The organism is Lascolabacillus massiliensis, assembly GCF_001282625.1.
In the GTDB taxonomy this organism is placed as follows: Bacteria; Bacteroidota; Bacteroidia; order Bacteroidales; family Dysgonomonadaceae; genus Proteiniphilum; species Proteiniphilum massiliensis.
Map to the genome: position 1 here is coordinate 688,517 of NZ_CTEJ01000001.1, position 19,096 is coordinate 707,612.

The 19,096-nt window shown below is 36.9% G+C and carries 16 protein-coding genes; 15 read left to right on the top strand and 1 reads right to left on the bottom strand.

The genetic code is table 11. The features are described 5' to 3' along the window. The first annotated feature begins 35 nt into the window (after window positions 1-35). From purH to BN1354_RS02805, 15 genes are all read left to right on the top strand, one after another. Window positions 36-1,559: a bifunctional phosphoribosylaminoimidazolecarboxamide formyltransferase/IMP cyclohydrolase gene (gene purH / locus BN1354_RS02735; RefSeq protein WP_053826166.1), complete on the top strand. Its 1,524-nt coding sequence runs from the start codon at window positions 36-38 to the stop codon at window positions 1,557-1,559. 100 nt (window positions 1,560-1,659) lie between these two features. Continuing rightward, window positions 1,660-2,685: a rod shape-determining protein gene (locus tag BN1354_RS02740; RefSeq protein WP_045089808.1), complete on the top strand. Its 1,026-nt coding sequence runs from the start codon at window positions 1,660-1,662 to the stop codon at window positions 2,683-2,685. 34 nt (window positions 2,686-2,719) lie between these two features. Beyond that, window positions 2,720-3,568: a rod shape-determining protein MreC gene (mreC, locus tag BN1354_RS02745; protein ID WP_045089807.1), complete on the top strand. Its 849-nt coding sequence runs from the start codon at window positions 2,720-2,722 to the stop codon at window positions 3,566-3,568. Next, window positions 3,565-4,080, top strand: a complete 516-nt coding sequence (mreD, locus tag BN1354_RS02750) for a rod shape-determining protein MreD (RefSeq protein ID WP_045089806.1) — start codon at window positions 3,565-3,567, stop codon at window positions 4,078-4,080. Before mreC ends, mreD begins: the two co-directional genes overlap by 4 nt. After that, a complete protein-coding gene (gene mrdA / locus BN1354_RS02755) occupies window positions 4,070-5,953 on the top strand; it encodes a penicillin-binding protein 2 (protein ID WP_053826167.1) in 1,884 nt (627 codons plus the stop codon). Before mreD ends, mrdA begins: the two co-directional genes overlap by 11 nt. Before the next feature lie 11 nt (window positions 5,954-5,964). Further along, window positions 5,965-7,425 (top strand): rod shape-determining protein RodA, encoded by a 1,461-nt coding sequence (rodA, locus tag BN1354_RS02760; RefSeq protein ID WP_053826168.1) that lies wholly within the window; start codon window positions 5,965-5,967, stop codon window positions 7,423-7,425. 380 nt (window positions 7,426-7,805) lie between these two features. Continuing rightward, window positions 7,806-8,588 (top strand): SDR family NAD(P)-dependent oxidoreductase, encoded by a 783-nt coding sequence (locus tag BN1354_RS02765; RefSeq protein ID WP_045089803.1) that lies wholly within the window; start codon window positions 7,806-7,808, stop codon window positions 8,586-8,588. A gap of 19 nt (window positions 8,589-8,607) precedes the next feature. Next, a complete protein-coding gene (locus BN1354_RS02770; protein WP_053826169.1) occupies window positions 8,608-9,906 on the top strand; it encodes a hypothetical protein in 1,299 nt (432 codons plus the stop codon). A gap of 62 nt (window positions 9,907-9,968) precedes the next feature. Continuing rightward, window positions 9,969-10,274, top strand: coding sequence for a nitrous oxide-stimulated promoter family protein (locus BN1354_RS02775; RefSeq protein WP_053826170.1), 306 nt, complete (start codon window positions 9,969-9,971; stop codon window positions 10,272-10,274). After that, complete coding sequence (locus BN1354_RS02780; RefSeq protein WP_053826171.1) at window positions 10,271-11,182, top strand: LuxR C-terminal-related transcriptional regulator; 912 nt, start codon at window positions 10,271-10,273, stop codon at window positions 11,180-11,182. The genes BN1354_RS02775 and BN1354_RS02780 overlap by 4 nt, the downstream gene beginning before the upstream one ends. 18 nt (window positions 11,183-11,200) lie before the next feature. After that, a complete protein-coding gene (locus BN1354_RS02785; RefSeq protein ID WP_045089799.1) occupies window positions 11,201-11,956 on the top strand; it encodes a creatininase family protein in 756 nt (251 codons plus the stop codon). A 192-nt stretch (window positions 11,957-12,148) separates the two neighbouring features. Then, on the top strand, window positions 12,149-14,047 hold the full coding sequence (locus tag BN1354_RS02790; protein ID WP_053826172.1) for a methylmalonyl-CoA mutase family protein: 1,899 nt from the start codon (window positions 12,149-12,151) through the stop codon (window positions 14,045-14,047). A gap of 41 nt (window positions 14,048-14,088) precedes the next feature. Continuing rightward, complete coding sequence (locus BN1354_RS02795; RefSeq protein WP_053826173.1) at window positions 14,089-14,790, top strand: prenyltransferase; 702 nt, start codon at window positions 14,089-14,091, stop codon at window positions 14,788-14,790. Window positions 14,791-14,850: 60 nt separating this feature from the next. After that, window positions 14,851-16,998, top strand: a complete 2,148-nt coding sequence (gene scpA, locus BN1354_RS02800) for a methylmalonyl-CoA mutase (RefSeq protein WP_053826174.1) — start codon at window positions 14,851-14,853, stop codon at window positions 16,996-16,998. Between the two features lie 168 nt (window positions 16,999-17,166). Beyond that, window positions 17,167-18,120, top strand: a complete 954-nt coding sequence (locus BN1354_RS02805) for a hypothetical protein (protein ID WP_053826175.1) — start codon at window positions 17,167-17,169, stop codon at window positions 18,118-18,120. On the opposite strand, the gene BN1354_RS02810 is transcribed toward BN1354_RS02805, so the two are convergent. Continuing rightward, window positions 18,112-18,969, bottom strand: coding sequence for a LytR/AlgR family response regulator transcription factor (locus BN1354_RS02810; protein WP_053826176.1), 858 nt, complete (start codon window positions 18,967-18,969; stop codon window positions 18,112-18,114). The genes BN1354_RS02805 and BN1354_RS02810 overlap by 9 nt on opposite strands. Window positions 18,970-19,096: the final 127 nt, after the last annotated feature.

The window sequence follows — 19,096 nt, forward strand, 5'->3', positions numbered from 1 at the left end:
CACTTTTAAATTAATAGTATTAATAAAGTAGCAAAATGTCACGAAAGATTCAAACAGCGCTCATTTCAGTATATCATAAAGATGGGTTGGAAGAAATTCTTCAGGAATTAAATAAATTACAGGTAAAGTTTATTTCAACTGGTGGAACCCATGAATTTATAACCTCTTTAGGATATGAATGTGAAACAGTGGAAGAAGTAAGCGGTTATCCTTCCATTCTTGGGGGCAGAGTAAAAACTCTTCATCCCAAAATCTTTGGTGGCATATTATATAGACGTGAAGTTGAGTCTGATAGAAAACAGGTTAAAGCTTACGACATTCCATCTATTGATCTTGTAATAGTAGATCTTTATCCTTTTGAAGAGACTGTAGCAGCCGGTGGCAGTGAAGCGGAGATAATAGAAAAGATAGATATAGGTGGTATTTCACTAATCCGTGGCGCAGCAAAGAACTATAAGGATGTAATAATTGTAGCTTCAAAAGATCAGTATAGCCCCTTATTGAATCTGTTAAAAGAAAAACAAGGCACTTCAGATATAGATGATCGCCGTCAGTTTGCAACAGAAGCTTTTAAGGTTTCGTCGGGTTATGACTCAGCAATTTTCAGATATTTCGACAATGAAGATCGATCTGCTTTGCGTATATCTTTAAATGAGACCAAACAATTAAGATATGGTGAAAATCCACATCAGAAAGGTACCTTTTATGGAGATTTTGATGAGATTTTTGAACAGTTGCATGGTAAAGAGATCTCATATAATAACCTTCTCGATATTGATGCTGCAGTTACTCTTATTTCAGATTTTGATGAGACTGCACTAGCTATTCTTAAGCATAATAATGCTTGTGGAATGGCTTGCCGACCAACAGTGAAAGAATCATGGGATGCTGCTTTGGCTGCTGATCCTGTTTCTGCATTTGGTGGTATAGTTGTGACTAATAGAACAGTTGACAAGGAAGCTGCAGAGGCTATCAATTCCATTTTCTTTGAAGTTATAATTGCACCTGCTTACGACAAAGATGCACTTGAAATTTTGATTCAAAAGAAAAATCGTATAATTTTGATACTCAAATCGGCAGAGAAGGCTTCACAAAAATTGCAATACAGATCGGTTTTGAATGGAGCACTTGTACAGGATAAGAATATAAGCGTACAGACAATAGATGATATTCAGGTGGTTACCGAGAAAGCGCCTACTGAAGATGAAATAAAAGATTTATTATTTGCCAACCTATTGGTTAAACATACAAAATCAAATGCTATTGTTCTGGCTAAAAACAGGCAGCTTATTGCAAGTGGTACAGGACAAACTTCCAGAGTTGATGCATTGAAACAGGCTATCGAGAAAGCAGAAACATTTAACTTCGACCTTAATGGTGCTGTTATGGCAAGTGACGCATTCTTCCCTTTTCCTGATTGCGTGGAAATAGCTCACAAAGCCGGTATTACATCTGTTATTCAACCGGGAGGATCTATTCGTGATTCAGAATCAGTAGATTACTGTAATAAAAATGGCCTTTCAATGGTAACAACTGGTACAAGGCACTTCAAACATTAAGTTGTAAAATGCCGACAGAAATATATTTTTGAATGTTTTTAAATTAAAGCGATTGCTAATCCTGCTGTGATAGCGTTTGATCGTTAAAAAAAAGATAATTATGGGCTTATTCTCATTTACACAAGAGCTGGCAATGGACCTCGGGACAGCCAATTCTATAATAGTGAACAGTGCAGGCAAAATATTGCTTGACGAACCTTCGATAGTAGCTTTGGATCGAAAGACCGAGAAAATGATAGCTTTGGGTGAAAAAGCCAGGCAGATGCATGGAAAGACTCATGAAAATATTCGCACTGTAAGACCCTTGAGAGATGGTGTTATAGCTGATTTTAATGCTGCGGAACAGATGATCCGTGAAATGATTAAAATGGCGAACAAAAATAAAAGAGGATGGTTCTCCCCATCACTACGTGTAGTGATTTGTATTCCCTCAGGAAGTACAGAGGTAGAAATTCGTGCAGTTAGAGACTCGGCAGAACATGCGGGAGGAAGGGATGTATTCATGATTTTTGAGCCTATGGCAGCTGCACTTGGAATCGGACTCGATGTTGAAGCCCCTGAAGGAAACATGATTGTTGATATAGGTGGAGGAACAACTGAAATAGCTGTTATTTCTCTTGGTGGTATTGTATCCAATAAATCAATCAAGATTGCAGGAGATGACTTTACTGAAGATATCCAGGACTACATGGGTCGTCAGCACAATATAAAAATTGGAGATCGAACTGCTGAGCAAATTAAAATTAATGTTGGTTCAGTCTTAACTGAACTCGAAAATCCACCAGAAGATTATGTAGTACATGGTCCCAACAGAATGACCTCTTTACCAATGGATGTACCTGTTTCATATCAGGAGATTGCGCATTGTATCGAGAAATCTGTGACAAAGGTTGATTCAGCTGTACTAAGTGCACTTGAACAAACACCACCTGAACTTTATGCTGATATTGTAAGAAATGGTATCTATCTTACAGGTGGAGGAGCATTGTTAAGAGGGCTGGATAAACGCTTAACTGAGAAGATTGGTATTCCATTCCATGTAGTTGACGATCCACTGCATATTGTTGCAAAAGGTACTGCTATTGCATTGAGGAATATAAACAAATTCAACTTTTTAATGCGTTAATACACATTTATTGAAATAAAGACATAGGGTTTGAATGCGTAATCTGTTCAACTTCATTATAAGAAATAGCCACTGGCTGCTAGCATTTCTGCTTATAGTATTCAGTTTCTATCTTGTATTTGCGCATAATCCATATCAGAGAAGTGTTTATCTTACTTCTGCAAACAGCGTAACAGGTTGGTTTTACACTGTATCTAATAATGTAACATCCTTTATTCATCTTAGAAAGAATAACCAGATGTTATTGGAGCAAAATGCTTTATTAGAAGATGAACTATTCTCTCTGAGATCATATATTGATGGACTCTCTGTTGCAGATTCATCTGAAGTGGATGCATTTGTACGTGACTCGGCCATGCAGACTCAGTTCGCTTTTATTCCTGCTGAAGTGGTTAATTTAAGCTTTTCAGGACCTAATAATTTTATAACTATAAATAAGGGTTCTAAAAGCGGACTGAAACCTGATATGGGGGTAATATCTCAACGCGGTGTAGTGGGGGTGGTAGCTAATGTATCTACAAACTTTTCTGTTGTTATTCCAATAATTAACCCTATGTTTCGTCTGAGTGCCAAGTTGAAACACTCCGAAAATTACGGCTCAATTTCATGGAATGGAGAAAGTATTAACTACGCTCAATTGGGGGAATTGCCAAAGCATGAGATTTATCAGGAAGGTGACACTGTAATGACCAGTTTCTCACGAATTTTTCCTAAACAGACAATAATAGGATTCGTTAGTGATATTGGTAAGACAAATGATGACAATTTCAATACATTCAATGTTAAGTTAGCTACTGACTTTAATTCATTGCAGGATGTATTGGTTATCAATGATCGGTTTTATGAAGAGCAGAAATCACTTGAAAATATATTGGATCAATGAAAACTGTATATTTTAAGGAAGTACTGTTGTTTTTGCTGCTTATTATACTTCAGGTATTGCTTCTGAACAGGATAAATGTATTCGGCATTGCTACTCCTGTTTTGTATATATATTTTTTGTTGAAGCTATCAATTGGCCGGAACCAGTTTTATGTTATAATATCCGGTTTTTTATTGGGACTTATTATAGATATATTTTTGAATACTCCCGGTGTAAACGCGGCAGCTACAACGATTATAGCCACAATTAGGAGACCAGTTATCTATCTTTTTTATGAGAAGGAGATATATGATGAGTTTATCCCCGGTATAAATACAGCAACCGGTTCATTTGTGAGATTTACTATATTTATGGTATTGACACATTTGACACTACTCTTCTTTATAGAGTCATTTACGCTGTTTAATCTATTGAATACAATTTCAAGGATAATTTCCTCTTCTATAATTTCAATTATACTTATACTTGCATTAGATAGTTTAATATATAGGAAAAAGGCCGGTGAACAATAAGATTAACCCGAAAAATTTAGCAAACCGTCGATATGTAATTGCTGCATTAGTTGTAGTAATTGGAATTATATATGTAGTACAATTATTTAACCTGCAGTTGCTTAGTCCTCAATATAGAGATTATGCAGATAGCAATGCATTCCTTAGGAGAACATTATATCCTGCCAGAGGTGCTATCTATGACCGAAAAGGTGAACTTCTGGTATATAACAGACCAACTTATGATGTAATGATGGTTGTAAGGGAGATGACCCGTTTCGATACACTTGATTTTTGCAATACACTAAATATTGATATTGAGAGGTTTCGTGAACTTGATGCGGAAATGAGGGATAGCAGAAAAAACCCCGGTTACTCGTCATACACACCGCAACTTTTTATGTCACAGCTTGATATAGAAGAATATGGACTTTTACAGGAAAAACTATATAAGTTTCCCGGCATATATATTCAGAGCAGAACTGAAAGACAGTATAATCACCCTAATATGGGGCTTATTCTTGGTTATGTGGCAGAAGTTGACCAAAATAAAATAGCCTCTGATCCTTACTATGTACGAAAGGATTATGTGGGAAAATCAGGTATTGAGTTGTCTCATGAGATTGATCTACGTGGAGAAAAAGGTGTTGAGATTTTACTTCGGGATGCACATGGCAGAGTTCAAGGCAGATATAATGATGGAAAGGATGATAAAGCTCCTGTTTCAGGTAAGGATTTAACTCTTGGCATTGATATAGAACTTCAGGCATATGGTGAGTTACTGATGCAGAATAAAGTAGGAAGTATTGTTATGATTGAACCTGAGACTGGTGAGATACTGGCAATGATATCAGCTCCTACTTACGATCCATCATTGCTTACGGGTAAAGAGTTCAGTTCTAATTATCAGTCACTTGTTAATAATCCATACAAGCCTCTGATAAACAGATCTGTTGCTGGAACATATCCTCCCGGGTCAACATTTAAACCTGCAAGTGGACTTGTTTATCTTCAAGAGGGAATTATTACACCTGAAACAATGTATTCCTGTTTTGGAGGGTATCCTCCTTTAGGAGGCCGCCCAAGATGTCATGGTCACGCATCACCTTTATCGCTACAATATGCACTATCTACCTCCTGCAACTCTTTCTTTTGTTATGGACTTAACCACATGTTAAGCAATAGAACAAAATATTCAAGTGTGGGTGAAGCATTTAACAGGTGGCGCGACCACATGGTTAATATGGGATTTGGATATCAATTAGGTGTAGATCTACCATCAGAGAAAAGAGGCTTCATTCCGAACAGTAAATTCTATTCAAACATATTCAAAACTGAAAGATGGAATGCCCATAATGTTATTTCAATTGCAATAGGGCAAGGTGAGGTTTTGGCTACTCCTCTCCAGATAGCTAATTTAGGGGCAACAATAGCTAATCGCGGATATTTCTATACACCACATGTTGTCAGAGAGATAAAAGGTGCAAGTTTAGATAGTGAATATACTACAAGAAAATATACAGGAATTAACCCTGAACACTTTGAATTAACGGTTGCCGGTATGGCAGATGCTGTTAAATTTGGAACTTGCCGAGGTATTAATCTTGAACCTCTGGTTGAAGTGTGCGGTAAAACAGGTACAGCAGAAAATCCACATGGAGATGACCACTCACTTTTTATGGGTTTCGCACCTAAAGATAATCCTAAAGTAGCAATTGCAGTGGTAGTGGAGAATGGTCGTTTCGGAGCAACAAATGCAGTGCCCATTGCACGTTTAATGCTTCAGAAATTCTTCAATGGTGAAGTACCTGAGAGTGACAAATGGTTGGAACAAACTATAATGAATCGTGAAATTCTTCCATACGTCTATACAAGAAATATTCCATCAAAATAACAAGCTTCTGAATGATCAAGCACACAGGCATAGAAATTGAAGAAAAGGGTAAAGTGGATAGAATCACACTTTTCCTTTACCTTTTGTTTGTTGTCATAGGATGGTTTAATATTTATGCTGCCAGCTATGATCTGGAGAATGCAACAGGGATGTTTGATCTGTCTACCAGAGCAGGTTCGCAACTTATTTGGATAGGAACCTCTTTGCTAATCGCTTTTTCATTGATAAAAATAGAGGTGAGCTTTTATGAAACATACTCCTTCCTGTTTTACCTTATCGGGATATTTCTATTAGTTGTAACCCTTATCGTAGCTCAAGAGATAAACGGTTCCCGGTCGTGGCTGATAATTGGGCCTGTCCGACTTCAGCCGGCTGAATTCATGAAGTTTATAATTTCACTGGCATTGGCTAAGGTTTTAAATACTTATGACTTTAAGCTGATGGATAAGAAAAACCTAATGCTTGTCAGTAGTATTATAATTTTACCAACACTTCTCGTAATTTTTCAAAGTGAGACTGGTACAGCATTAGTTTACCTTAGTCTTATCCTTGTACTTTACAGAGAAGGCCTCCCTGGTGGGGTTCTTTTTATGGGTATTGCTGCAATTATCTATTTCATTCTGGGAATCAGATTCTCAGATGAGCAAATAGGTATGTTGTCAAAAGGAGAAATAATGACAGTTGTACTTATCATAATATTTTCAGCTGGAATGGTATGGAGCTATCTTAAGCGCAAAAGAACATTTTTTATAATTATATTGATTTCTTCTGTTCCATTTTTAATAGCACTTATTTTATACTTTTTCTCGGAGACTATTGACTGGGGAATGTTTTCACTCATATCACTTGGTGTTACAGCCTTTCATCTGCTCTACCTGTTTTTAAGATATAGAGTTAAAACTTACTTCTATATATTCCTTTTTCTAATTGTCTCCTTCGGATTCCTTGAATCAACAGAATATGTCTTCAATGATGTACTGCAGCCTCATCAGCAGATGCGTATAAAGGTGACATTAGGTATGGAGCAGGATTTAAGTGGTGCAGGTTATCATGTTGGGCAGTCAAAAATAGCAATCGGCTCAGGAGGTCTTACAGGCAAGGGGTATCTAAATGGTACACAGACAAAACTTAAATATGTTCCTGAACAGGATACCGACTTTATTTTCTGCACCATTGGTGAGGAGCATGGATTTATCGGTTCCACAATAGTTATGATTTTATTTACAGTCTTTGTGCTTAGGTTGCTAAAACTTGCAGAAAGACAGACTACCACATTTGGCAGAGTATATGGTTACAGTGTTGTAAGTATATTTTTCTTTCATTTGCTGATAAATATTGGTATGGTTATTGGCATCATGCCAGTTATCGGGATCCCATTGCCATTTTTCAGCTATGGAGGCTCCTCTTTATGGGGATTTACAATACTTCTGTTTATTTTCCTTAGAATAGATAAGTCCAGAAAAAGAGGTTAGTACTATAATTTTGAAAATACCATATTATAATTTAGTCGCAAGTAAACCGTTAAGTAATTACTTATTATCAATATAGATAACGGGTGCACCCTAATTTCACAATTTGAATGCACCCTATCAATTAGAACCCAATTTAATAAACATTGCAGTAGATTTACCTGCAATTCCTTGAAATCTTTACTTTTACTTATTTCTACCATCAAGTAAAAATTCTCTATATATATGACATGACAGAGAAAAAATAGTTTAATTTTGTTTTAAATAGTGTGTCTGATTCAGTTATTTATTTGTTAATATATTGAGTAATTAATTTATCAGGTGATGCTATTTTATAAAAGTAAATTGGATACAACTATAATTTCTTGAGTATAAATTTAAGAATGATAAAAACAGCAATAATTACCGGAGCTTCAAAGGGTATTGGCAATGAGTTAGCCATTTTGTTTGCAAAAGATGGCCATAACCTTGTTTTAATAGCAAGAAGCGGTAAAGAGTTGGATAATCTAAAACAGCAGCTCGAAGAGGAATACAATGTCACCGTACATATCTTAATAAAGGATTTAAGTAAACCTGAATCGGCTCAGTCTGTATTTGATGAGTTGAAAGCCATTAATGTAGAAGTAGATTATCTTGTAAATAATGCAGGTTTTGGCGACTATGGGGCTTTTACTGACTGTGAATGGGATACTTATGAAAAGATGATTACACTAAATGTTACTACACTCACTCACTTATGCCATCTTTTTATAAAAGAGATTAAAGGCAGAAAACCTGGTAGAATACTGAATGTATCTTCTACAGCAGCATTTCAGCCCGGTCCAATGATGGCAGTTTATTTTGCTACAAAATCATATGTTCTTAGTCTATCCGAAGCAATCGGTTATGAACTGAGAAAAGATAACATAACCGTTACAACACTTTGTCCCGGTCCCACTAGCACTAACTTCGGTGAAGTATCAGGAATGAATGCCTCACAGTTAGTGAAGAATATAAGGATAGCAAGCTCTAAGGATGTTGCTGAGTTGGGCTATAAAGCCATGATGAAAGGTAAATCCACAGTCATTCATGGTACTCAAAACAAGCTTGCACCCTTTGGTATAAGATTTATTCCGAGGAAGTGGGTTACCCGTTTATCTGCCAAGGTGATGGGCAACAGCGTGTAGTTTATTGACTACTAAAAATATGAGAAGACAAGCTTTCATATTGCTGATACTTTTATTTTCTGAACTTGTAATAGCTCAGTCCTCAAAATATTCTATAGATGAAATAAGTAACTTTTTTACTCAAACCAGAGTGGCAACGGAAAGTCACTCAGCTTTATGGGATAAAAATATTTATGGACCAATACTTCTTGTTGATCCAAATAGCAGAGAAGCTTTTGCTAATGTGCAGGATGCAAATAATGAACTGACACCAAACAGTGGAATTTTTATTGGTAAAATACCTCGTGATTTGCCGGTCTCAAATACAGACATAACATGGAATGGCACTCATTGGGCAATGCTCTCACTACCTTTACCGGAAAAACTATATGACAGGATAGATTTAGTAACTCACGAACTCTTTCACTGTGCACAACAAGCACTTGGATTCAGTCCCCTGAGAGAAGAAAACAACCATCTTGATCTGAGAGATGGTAGAATTTATTTGCGACTTGAATTGGCTGCACTGGAAGCCGCATTGAAATCAAACAGACTGAGCAAATCAGAAGAGCATATTCGTAATGCCTTAATATTCAGAAAATACAGGCAGATGATATATAGGGGGTCACAGTTGTCAGAAAACAGTCTTGAGATTCTAGAAGGGCTGGCAACCTATACCGGACAAGTTATGAGTGGGCGAGATAAATGGGAGTGGCGAGAGTATCTTATTCACCGAATCAACACTTTTGAGGAGACACCATCCTTTGTAAGGTCATTTGCATACGAAACAACCCCTGTTTATGGATTTTTTCTCCAGCAAAAGGATTACTTCTGGAATAAGAAGGTAGATAATGAAACAAACCTTACCGATTTCTTTTCTGAAGTATTCGGAATGGATGCACCAATAATCTTTCATACATATGTTAAACAGGTTGCGGAGGATTATAATTGGCGAAGAATTGTAGATCAGGAAACAAAAAGAGCGAAATCCAATATTTCTATTCTTGATGAATACCGTGAAAAATTCTTTGAGCAACCTCATTTAGAAATCCGATTGGAAGATATGAAAATGTCATTCGATCCCAAAAATCTTATTCCTCTTGATGAGGATGAAGGAACAGTTTATCCTACAATTGTCATTAAAGACAACTGGGGAATATTAACAGTTGAAGAGGGCGGGGCTTTGCTAAGATCCGACTGGCGCTGGGTGATCGTATCAGAACCATTGGAGATTACCAGTAGTTTGTTAACCGGTAATGGTTGGGAAATAGAACTAAACGAAGGTTATCAAATCGAAGAGTTACCAGATGGTAATTATCTGTTAATAAAGAGTGAATGAGGGCTCTTATTTTGCTGAAAAAAAGAAATTAGCTAAATTTGAACTCAATACGAGGATAAGAAATGAATGAAGGCGAAAAAAAGGTTGTCAGCAAGATGATCTCTATATATTGTCGTTCAAAACACAATCAGAAAAACGAACTGTGTATTGAATGCAAATCTCTAAACAATTATGCACTACAGCGGCTTGAACGTTGCCCTTTTGGGGATGATAAGCCAACATGTGGTACTTGCACAATTCATTGCTACAAAAGAGATATGCGTAAGAGGATAAAAGAAGTTATGAGATTTTCAGGTCCACGTATGCTTTTTGCCCATCCAATTGAAGCAATACGACATTTTAACCGAGAACGAAAAAGGAAAAAGTGAAATTACTAGACCTACATACTGTAATTGCTGATGTGTTGAGTGAACACAATGAGTTGATACCTGTACTTAATCGTTTTGGAATCAGACTTGGTGTTGGAGATAAAACTCTGGAAGATCTGTGTGAAGAGAATAATCTTGATCCCGGACTTATTATAACTGTTCTAAATGTTTATCTAAACGAGGATTATGCGCCTGATTTATTAGATTTTATTGACACTGAGTCAATTGCTGATTATTTTCAGCACACTGTGGAGAATTATATTCACGAGCTGATGCCAAATATCGAGAAACACTTAAATGCTTTTATAGCGTTAAGTAGTTCGCATAATGACTCAGAACACCATCATACAAACGGATATAGCGTATCAGGGAATGAAGAGTTGGGAATGCTGAGAATGCTTTTCCTGAAGTTTAAGGAGAGGATGACCAACTACCTGAAGAGGATAGCAAATTATGATGAAGAATTCCCGGATGAGCTGCTTCATGATTTAAAAAATATATTAATTAAGCATCTTTCAACTGAATATAACCAAAACCTTTGTTATGCAGTTATCTTTTCCATACATTCATTCGAGAAAGACCTTGAGGCTCATAACAGGTTACGTGAGAAAGTACTTCAACCAAAACTAAATCAACTTGATGTATCAGGAATAAAACAGCTGCAGCACTCAATTGTAAATGAGCACATTGTAAGGAGTGATGAAGAGGGTCATAATCTAACAAACCGTGAAACGGAGATTCTCAGGCTGATAGTTCAGGGAAATCTGAACAAGGAGATAGCAGATATTCTGAATATAAGTCTCAACACAGTACTAACTCATCGAAAAAATATAATAAACAAGACTGGTATTAAAACTGTTTCAGGTCTCACTTTCTATTGTTTGCGAAATGGTTTGATATCAATGTAATACATAAAAATTATCAGTATGTCAAGAAAAAGTTTTCTAAATATCCCACTAACCAATTGGGGTGAAGTAATCAAGCACGAATATGATATTGCAATTTTACCTTGGGGGGCAGTAGAACCTCATAACTATCATCTTCCTTATCTTACAGATTGCATACTTACTTACGAGATTGCCGGTGATGCTGCTGAAGCAGCTTACGAGAAAGGAGTTACCTGCATGGTTATGTCTCCTGTTTATTTTGGCTCTCAAAATATTGGACAGTGGAATAAACCATTCTGTGTGCATACCAGAACAGAAACGCAGAAGTACATATTAACTGATATCGTAACATCCCTTCAAGCACAAGGATTGAATAAGCTAGTCATAATCAACGGTCACGGTGGTAACACCTTTAAACCATATGTAAGAGATCTCAATATGGCTTTTCCAGATTTCCGTATTGTGATAGTTGACTGGTGGACTTTAGAGCCAACTCAAGACTATTTCGAAGAAAAGCCTGATGAACATGCTGGAGAACAGGAGACGTCTGTAATGCTGCATTATCATCCGGAACTGGTAAATATGGACAATGCAGGTGATGGATATGTAAAACCTGTAAATGTATCAGCATTAAATAAAAAAATCGGATGGACGCCACGCAACTGGGATGAAGTCTCTGAAGATACAGGAATTGGCAATCCGAAGAAATCGACAGCCGAAAAGGGCAGGAGATATGTAGAAGTAGTAGTAAAGAAAATTACAGAACTACTTGTTGATCTCAAGTCAGTAGAATGATATTTTTTAATCTAAATAGTTTTAAATGAGAGCAAAATGTTGTATTTTTGATGCTCTTAAAAAAACATTCTAACCGTGTTATAATCAATATGTAATTGAAACAAATCTCATGGCTGATTAGCTAATAATTGGTCAGTAACATAATCTTTGAATTAAAGTACTAAAAACTTCAAAATAATAAATAAAGTAAATATGAGTAATCAGAGAGAGAAGCTTTTTACAGATTTTCCTCCTGTTTCCACTGATGAGTGGATAGAAGTTGTCACCAATGACCTAAAAGGTGCCGATTTCCAAAAGAAACTGGTATGGAGAACTAAAGAGGGTTTTAATGTGAAACCATTCTATCGTGCCGATGATATAGATGGATTTAAGGCACTTGAAAATCTGCCTGGTCAATTCCCCTATGTTAGAGGTACAAAGAAAGACAATAACTGGTATGTCCGTCAGGAGATAAAGGTTGTTGATTTTGCAGATGCAAACAAAAAAGCACTTGTTTTGCTAGAAAAAGGTGTTAATTCATTTGGCTTTAAACTGCCAAAACATCAGTTATCATCTGAAAACCTCGCAATATTGCTTAATGGAATTGCTCCCGATAAAGTAGAATTAAACTTCAGTACCTGTATTTCTAAAACTATCGATCTTGCAAAATTGGTGGTTGATTACATTAAAGGTCAAAACCTTGATGTTATGAAATGCTTTGGTTCTGTTGAGTTTGATCCGTTCAGAAAAATACTGAAAAAGGGAATAGATGAGCCAGAGTGGGTAGAAAAAGCAGTGGAAATAGTAAAAATTACTTCCCCACTACCACGTTTCCGTTCAATTATTGTAACTGGTAATATGTTGAATGATGCTGGAGCATACAGTTATCAGGAGCTTGGTTTTAGTTTATCTTATGGAAATCAGGTTTTATCCAAACTAATCGAAAATGGCATTGAACCATCAACAGCAGCTAAAAAGATTAAATTCAAGTTTGGTGTAGGATCTAATTATTTCATGGAGATTGCCAAATTCCGTGCTGCTCGCTGGCTTTGGGCTGAGGTAGTAAATGCATATAAACCACCATGTCCTCACGATTGTGATAACAAGGCAGATGATGGCACTTGCCGTTGTGCAGCCAAGATGAATGTTCATGCAATAACTTCAGCCTTCAACCAGTCGCTTTATGACCCATATGTTAACATGCTACGTTCACAAACCGAAGCTATGTCTGCTACTTTAGGTTCAGTTGATTCACTTACTGTACGTCCATTCGATGAAGCTTTTGAAGCTCCAACAGAATTTGCAGAACGAATTGCTGTAAACCAACAACTACTATTGAAAGAGGAAGCACATTTTGATAAAGTAACTGATCCATCTTCAGGATCATACTATATTGAAACACTAACCAGATCGCTTGCAGAACAGGCCTGGAAGCTTTTTATTGATACAGAAGAGGCTGGTTTCTATAACTCACTTAAATCTGGTTTAGTTCAGGATGCTATTAATAAGACAGCTGAAGAGCGCTTCAATGCTCTTGCAAATCGCAGGGAGATACTTCTTGGCACCAACCAGTATCCTAACTTTAACGAAATTATGAGTGATAAGATTGATGAAAGCGCAACAGGTAGTGGTTGCGGATGTGGTAACACACAAGGATCAACTCCACTTAAAAGTCTGAACAAGAATAGGCTTGCTGATCAGTTTAATGAGCTTAGACTAGCTACCGAGAAGAGTGGTAAACGCCCAAAGGTGTTTATGCTTACAATTGGTAATCTGGCAATGCGTCTGGCTCGTTCACAGTTCTCAAGCAACTTCTTTGCAAGTGCAGGCTATGAGATTATAGACAACCTTGGATTCAAAACAGTTGAAGAGGGAGTTAAAGCAGCAAAAGAAAAAGGTGCAGATGTAATCGTGCTCTGTTCAAGTGATGATGAGTACCCACAATATGCTCCTGAAACATATGAAATGCTTAAAGATAGCAATGAACTATTAGTAGTAGCAGGGGCACCTGCTTGTATGGATGAGCTTAAAGCTCAGGGAGTAGAGCATTTTATTAATGTTAAGAGTAATGTTCTCGAGACACTTAAGATGTTTAATGATAGGTTGTTGTAAATAGGAACTAACAGATCTGCAAACTGCGGAAATTTAAAGCTATGGATAGTAAAGGTAAATTAAAGAACTTGATTATTGCAACACAATCCTGGACATTAACCGCATCAGGTAGTTCAGCACTTATAGCAATATCATATGTTTTTTATCTCTATAAAATAGGAGCAGTTGCAGAATTTAACTGGTTATTGGGATTAATCGCTCTTTTTGTAGCTATCATCCTTCAGATTTTTGTAAATCTTATAAATGGAAAAAAAGATTCCAAATATTTTATAGGTGAATTGCTGGTATATGTAGCATATGGTTTATTGATACCACTAGGAGTTTCATTTGTCATGACGAGTGAAATTATCTTGAGAATGCTAATAGTTAGTATACCGGTAGGCTTACTTATAGTTGCTGTTGTATATGCTAATAACACACGTGATATAAAAAAAGACAAAGATGCAAATATAAAAACAGAGGCAGTGAGATTAGGTCTGGAAGGCGCTCAAGTTACCTATCAGACTCTACTGTTTGCAGCCTACTTGCTGATAGCGATTCTGGTATCAGTTGAACTACTTCATCCAATTACTTTTCTTACTCTGTTAAGCTTCCCGCTTGCAAACAGAAATATAAAGAAGATGAAAATGGCTCAGCACAATGATAATTCTCATATCCAGCAATTGGACAGACAGACAGCTAAATTGCTTATTTTATTTGTTGTTTTTTACTCAGCAGCAAACTTTATAGCACCATTTATTTAACCAGTAGTTTAATTCCATTTTAATAGAAGAAATAAAATTAAAACAGTAGTCTAAAAAAATATGAAACCTAATTTTAAGGAAATTGACATAAACTCGGCCGGATTTTATAAGTCAGATGTTGACGAATGGGCTGAAAAAAATGAGATAAAAGCCGATTGGCATACACCTGAACAGATACCTGTAAAACCGGTATATACCAAAGAAGACCTTGAGGGAATGGAGCATCTTGAATATGCAGCCGGAATTCCTCCCTTTCTTCGTGGACCATATTCAACGATGTATGTTATGCGACCCTGGACTATCCGTCAGTATGCAGGATTCTCCACTGCAGAAGAGTCAAACGCATTCTACCGCCGTAATCTTGCATCAGGACAAAAAGGTCTTTCTGTTGCATTCGACCTTCCAACCCATCGTGGCTATGATGCCGACAACGAGAGGGTAGTAGGTGATGTTGGTAAAGCAGGTGTTTCAATCTCTTCTGTTGAAGATATGAAGATACTTTTCGATGGAATACCATTGAACAAGATGTCTGTATCAATGACAATGAATGGTGCAGTTCTTCCTATTCTTGCATTCTATATTGTTGCAGCTCAGGAGCAGGGTGCCAATCTTGATGAGATGGCAGGTACTATTCAAAACGATATTCTCAAGGAGTTTATGGTTCGTAACACCTATATCTATCCACCTGAATTCTCGATGAAGATTATTGCAGATATTTTTGAATTTACATCACAGAAGATGCCTAAGTTCAACTCTATCTCCATTTCCGGATATCATATGCAGGAAGCTGGTGCCACAGCCGATATCGAGCTTGCATATACACTTGCTGACGGTATAGAATATCTGCGTGCAGGTATGAATGCAGGTATACCGGTGGATAAGTTTGCACCGCGACTCTCATTCTTTTGGGGTATCGGAATGAACCACTTCATGGAGATTGCAAAAATGAGAGCTGCGCGTTTGCTGTGGGCAAAGATCCTGAAAAGTTTAGGTGCTGAAAATCCTAAATCAATGGCATTGCGTACTCACTCGCAAACTTCAGGCTGGTCACTAACAGAGCAGGATCCGTTTAATAATGTTGGTCGCACCGCCATCGAAGCAATGGCTGCAGCACTGGGTCACACTCAGTCACTTCACACAAATGCACTTGATGAGGCAATTGCACTGCCGACCGATTTCTCTGCACGTATTGCAAGAAATACACAGATTTATCTTCAGGAAGAAACCTATATCACTAAGCAGGTAGACCCATGGGCAGGTTCATATTATGTTGAATCTCTCACTCAGGAACTTGTAGATAAAGCATGGAATCTTATCCAGGAGATAGAAAAACTTGGTGGGATGGCCAAGGCTATTGAGACCGGTCTTCCAAAGATGCGTATTGAAGAGGCTGCTGCACGCACACAGGCTAGAATCGACTCAGGAGTTCAGGCTATCATCGGTGTTAATAAATATCGTCTTGAACATGAAGATCCAATCGATATTCTTGATATTGATAATACTGAAGTAAGAAAACAGCAGATTGAAAGACTTAATAAATTAAAGGCAGAACGTGATAACGAAGCTGTTAAGAAAGCACTTGATGCAATCACAAAATGTGTTGAAACCAAAGAAGGTAACCTTCTTGAACTTTCTGTTGAGGCAGCCAGAGTTCGAGCTACATTAGGTGAAATATCAGATGCTTGTGAAAAAGTAGTTGGACGTTATAATGCAGTAATCAGAACAATTTCAGGAGTGTATTCATCAGAATCAAAAGGAGATGCAACGCTAGATGAAGCGCGTGCACTCACAGATAAATTTGCCGCACAGGAAGGACGCAGACCAAGAATTATGGTGGCTAAAATGGGACAGGACGGACATGATCGTGGCGCTAAGGTTGTAGCAACAGGTTATGCTGATTGTGGTTTCGACGTAGATATGGGACCATTATTCCAGACACCTGAAGAGGCAGCCCGTCAAGCAGTTGAAAACGACGTACATGTTCTTGGTGTTTCTTCACTTGCAGCAGGTCACAAAACACTGGTTCCACTTGTTATTGATGAACTCAAGAGACTTGGCAGGCCCGATATAGTTGTGATTGTAGGTGGAGTTATTCCTGCTCAGGATTATGATTTCCTGTATAAGGCAGGTGTAGCGGCTATATTTGGTCCAGGTTCACGTGTAACAAAATCAGCTGTTGACATTATGCACATCCTTATGGATGAGTGATAATTAGCTAAATTTTTTGTTCCGCTTTCGGCTTACTCTTTTTGTAGAGTTTGTCGAAAGCGGTTTTTTATATATATTTATGGCATGAAGACTAAGGCTCAATTATCTGTCACTATTCTGTACCAAATGATACAGGAAATATGATTTCATTATATTAATTTTAAAACAGTGAAAAACATTCTTATTATATCACTACTTCTATTGCTGGTCGGATGCAGTAAGTCAATAGATGGAGAATTGATATTTGTTGAACCAGGCTTAAATGACCGATTCAACTATCCATACTTTTTATTCATTCCAAATGGTGTTTCAGAACATAATACTAACTATCTGATTTTTGAGCCAAATAATTCAGGTTTTGCAGATGACAACTTGCATAAACATCAGGAAAAAGCTAAAAGGATAGCGACTATTGATTATTACCTTGGAAATTGGATTGCAAGAAAATTGACATATCCACTTATCGTTCCTGTATTTCCACGTACTGAATCTGATTGGAAAACATACACTCACGCTTTGGACCGTGATGTGATGATACAAAAGGGTAATTCGCTTGAACGATTGGATAATCAACTTATAAATATGTGTTTGGATGCTGAAAGGAAATTGAAGGAGAGAAATATTAAAATTGAAAACAGATATATACTTGCCGGTTTCTCAGCTTCAGGAACATTCGTTAACAGATTTACCCTGATACATCCGGAAAAAGTAAAAGCAGTAGTTGCAGGAGGCATAAATGGTTTATTAATGCTACCCATGGAAAGCTTGGAAAATGAACCATTGAGATATCCCATCGGAACGGGAGATTTAATACAGATAACAGGTAGGGATTTTCATAGAGAACAATTTTTAAATACTCCTCAGTTTTATTTTATGGGTGAACTAGACGATAATGATGCTGTTCCTTATGATGATGCATTTGACCTGGAAGAAAGAGATCAGATTTTTAGACTTTTAGGCGAACAGATGATGCCAACCAGATGGGAGAAGTGCATTGATATATATAACGAAAGTAATGTAAATGCACTATTTAAGACCTACAAGAATACTGGTCATGAACATCCGGAAATTGTGAAGAATGATATCTTAGACTTCTTGTTGCTTAACACGAGTTTAAACTGAATAACGAGAGAATTTATTCATAAAGGAGTCATAATAAGTCTTCGAAACCGGAATATTGGGTGTTGCTTCAGCATCCAACTCCAACACTATTCCACTTTTTTCTTTTTTCAATATTTTCACTCTATCCAGATTTACTATATAAGAGCGATGACATCTTATCAAAGGAGTATCTTCGGTTAGATTTTCCTCAATCCATTTGAGTGAATTACGAATCATGTAGTGTGACCTGTTGGATTTATTTATATAGTAAATTGTAGCATAGTTGTCGGCCGACTCTACATATAGCAGGTTCTCGAGCATCACAGATATCTTCAGATCACCCTTCTCATCGTGGAATGCAATCAACGATTTCGGCTGTTTATTATTTGATTTTCCCTGTTCAATATCTGCTAGTATAGAGCTTTTCTCTTTCCATGAAAGATATAGCCATGATATTGTGTAAGGTAATAGGAGTACCAGCGCGGTATTAAACAGACTTTGTTTGAATATTTCACTAATTTCTCTGCTTAACCCATCCTTTGGCAATAATACTGAGAAAAGAGTATAGAAAATTGACATTGCAATAATCTCACAGAAAATGCAAATTGCGTAATGCCACTTAAGAATATCATGCTTTTTTGAATAGCTTATTAATATAGTCCTGCTAATTACAACCACCAGCATACCTGTAAGAATTATCAGGCTTGAATAAGCAAAATACTTTATGTCAGATAAATCAGGATACCAATCTCTTGAACCAAATGGTTGAAAAAGATTAATAAAAAGTAAAGCAAACAACGCAGTGAAGAGTATCATTTTTACGTTGTTGCTCTTATTGTGCAGATATTCAGGGATTTTATCACCCATCATTATTTGTTTGACAAGCTTGTTAGTTTGTTATGCTTATGTATATGAAATAATAAGAAACCATTACAAAAATAGATTTTAATTAATGATAAACCAAAATAAATTCACCCCTCTATAGCACTTTTCACCA

Coding starts and splice junctions, on each gene's coding strand:
- scpA (WP_053826174.1), top strand. CDS start 14,851: ATGAAACCTAATTTTAAGGAAATTGACATAAACTCGGCCGGATTTTAT.
- mreC (WP_045089807.1), top strand. CDS start 2,720: ATGCGTAATCTGTTCAACTTCATTATAAGAAATAGCCACTGGCTGCTA.
- purH (WP_053826166.1), top strand. CDS start 36: ATGTCACGAAAGATTCAAACAGCGCTCATTTCAGTATATCATAAAGAT.
- BN1354_RS02790 (WP_053826172.1), top strand. CDS start 12,149: ATGAGTAATCAGAGAGAGAAGCTTTTTACAGATTTTCCTCCTGTTTCC.
- mreD (WP_045089806.1), top strand. CDS start 3,565: ATGAAAACTGTATATTTTAAGGAAGTACTGTTGTTTTTGCTGCTTATT.
- BN1354_RS02795 (WP_053826173.1), top strand. CDS start 14,089: ATGGATAGTAAAGGTAAATTAAAGAACTTGATTATTGCAACACAATCC.
- rodA (WP_053826168.1), top strand. CDS start 5,965: ATGATCAAGCACACAGGCATAGAAATTGAAGAAAAGGGTAAAGTGGAT.
- BN1354_RS02775 (WP_053826170.1), top strand. CDS start 9,969: ATGAATGAAGGCGAAAAAAAGGTTGTCAGCAAGATGATCTCTATATAT.
- BN1354_RS02785 (WP_045089799.1), top strand. CDS start 11,201: ATGTCAAGAAAAAGTTTTCTAAATATCCCACTAACCAATTGGGGTGAA.
- BN1354_RS02770 (WP_053826169.1), top strand. CDS start 8,608: ATGAGAAGACAAGCTTTCATATTGCTGATACTTTTATTTTCTGAACTT.
- BN1354_RS02810 (WP_053826176.1), bottom strand. CDS start 18,969: ATGATGGGTGATAAAATCCCTGAATATCTGCACAATAAGAGCAACAAC.
- BN1354_RS02765 (WP_045089803.1), top strand. CDS start 7,806: ATGATAAAAACAGCAATAATTACCGGAGCTTCAAAGGGTATTGGCAAT.
- BN1354_RS02740 (WP_045089808.1), top strand. CDS start 1,660: ATGGGCTTATTCTCATTTACACAAGAGCTGGCAATGGACCTCGGGACA.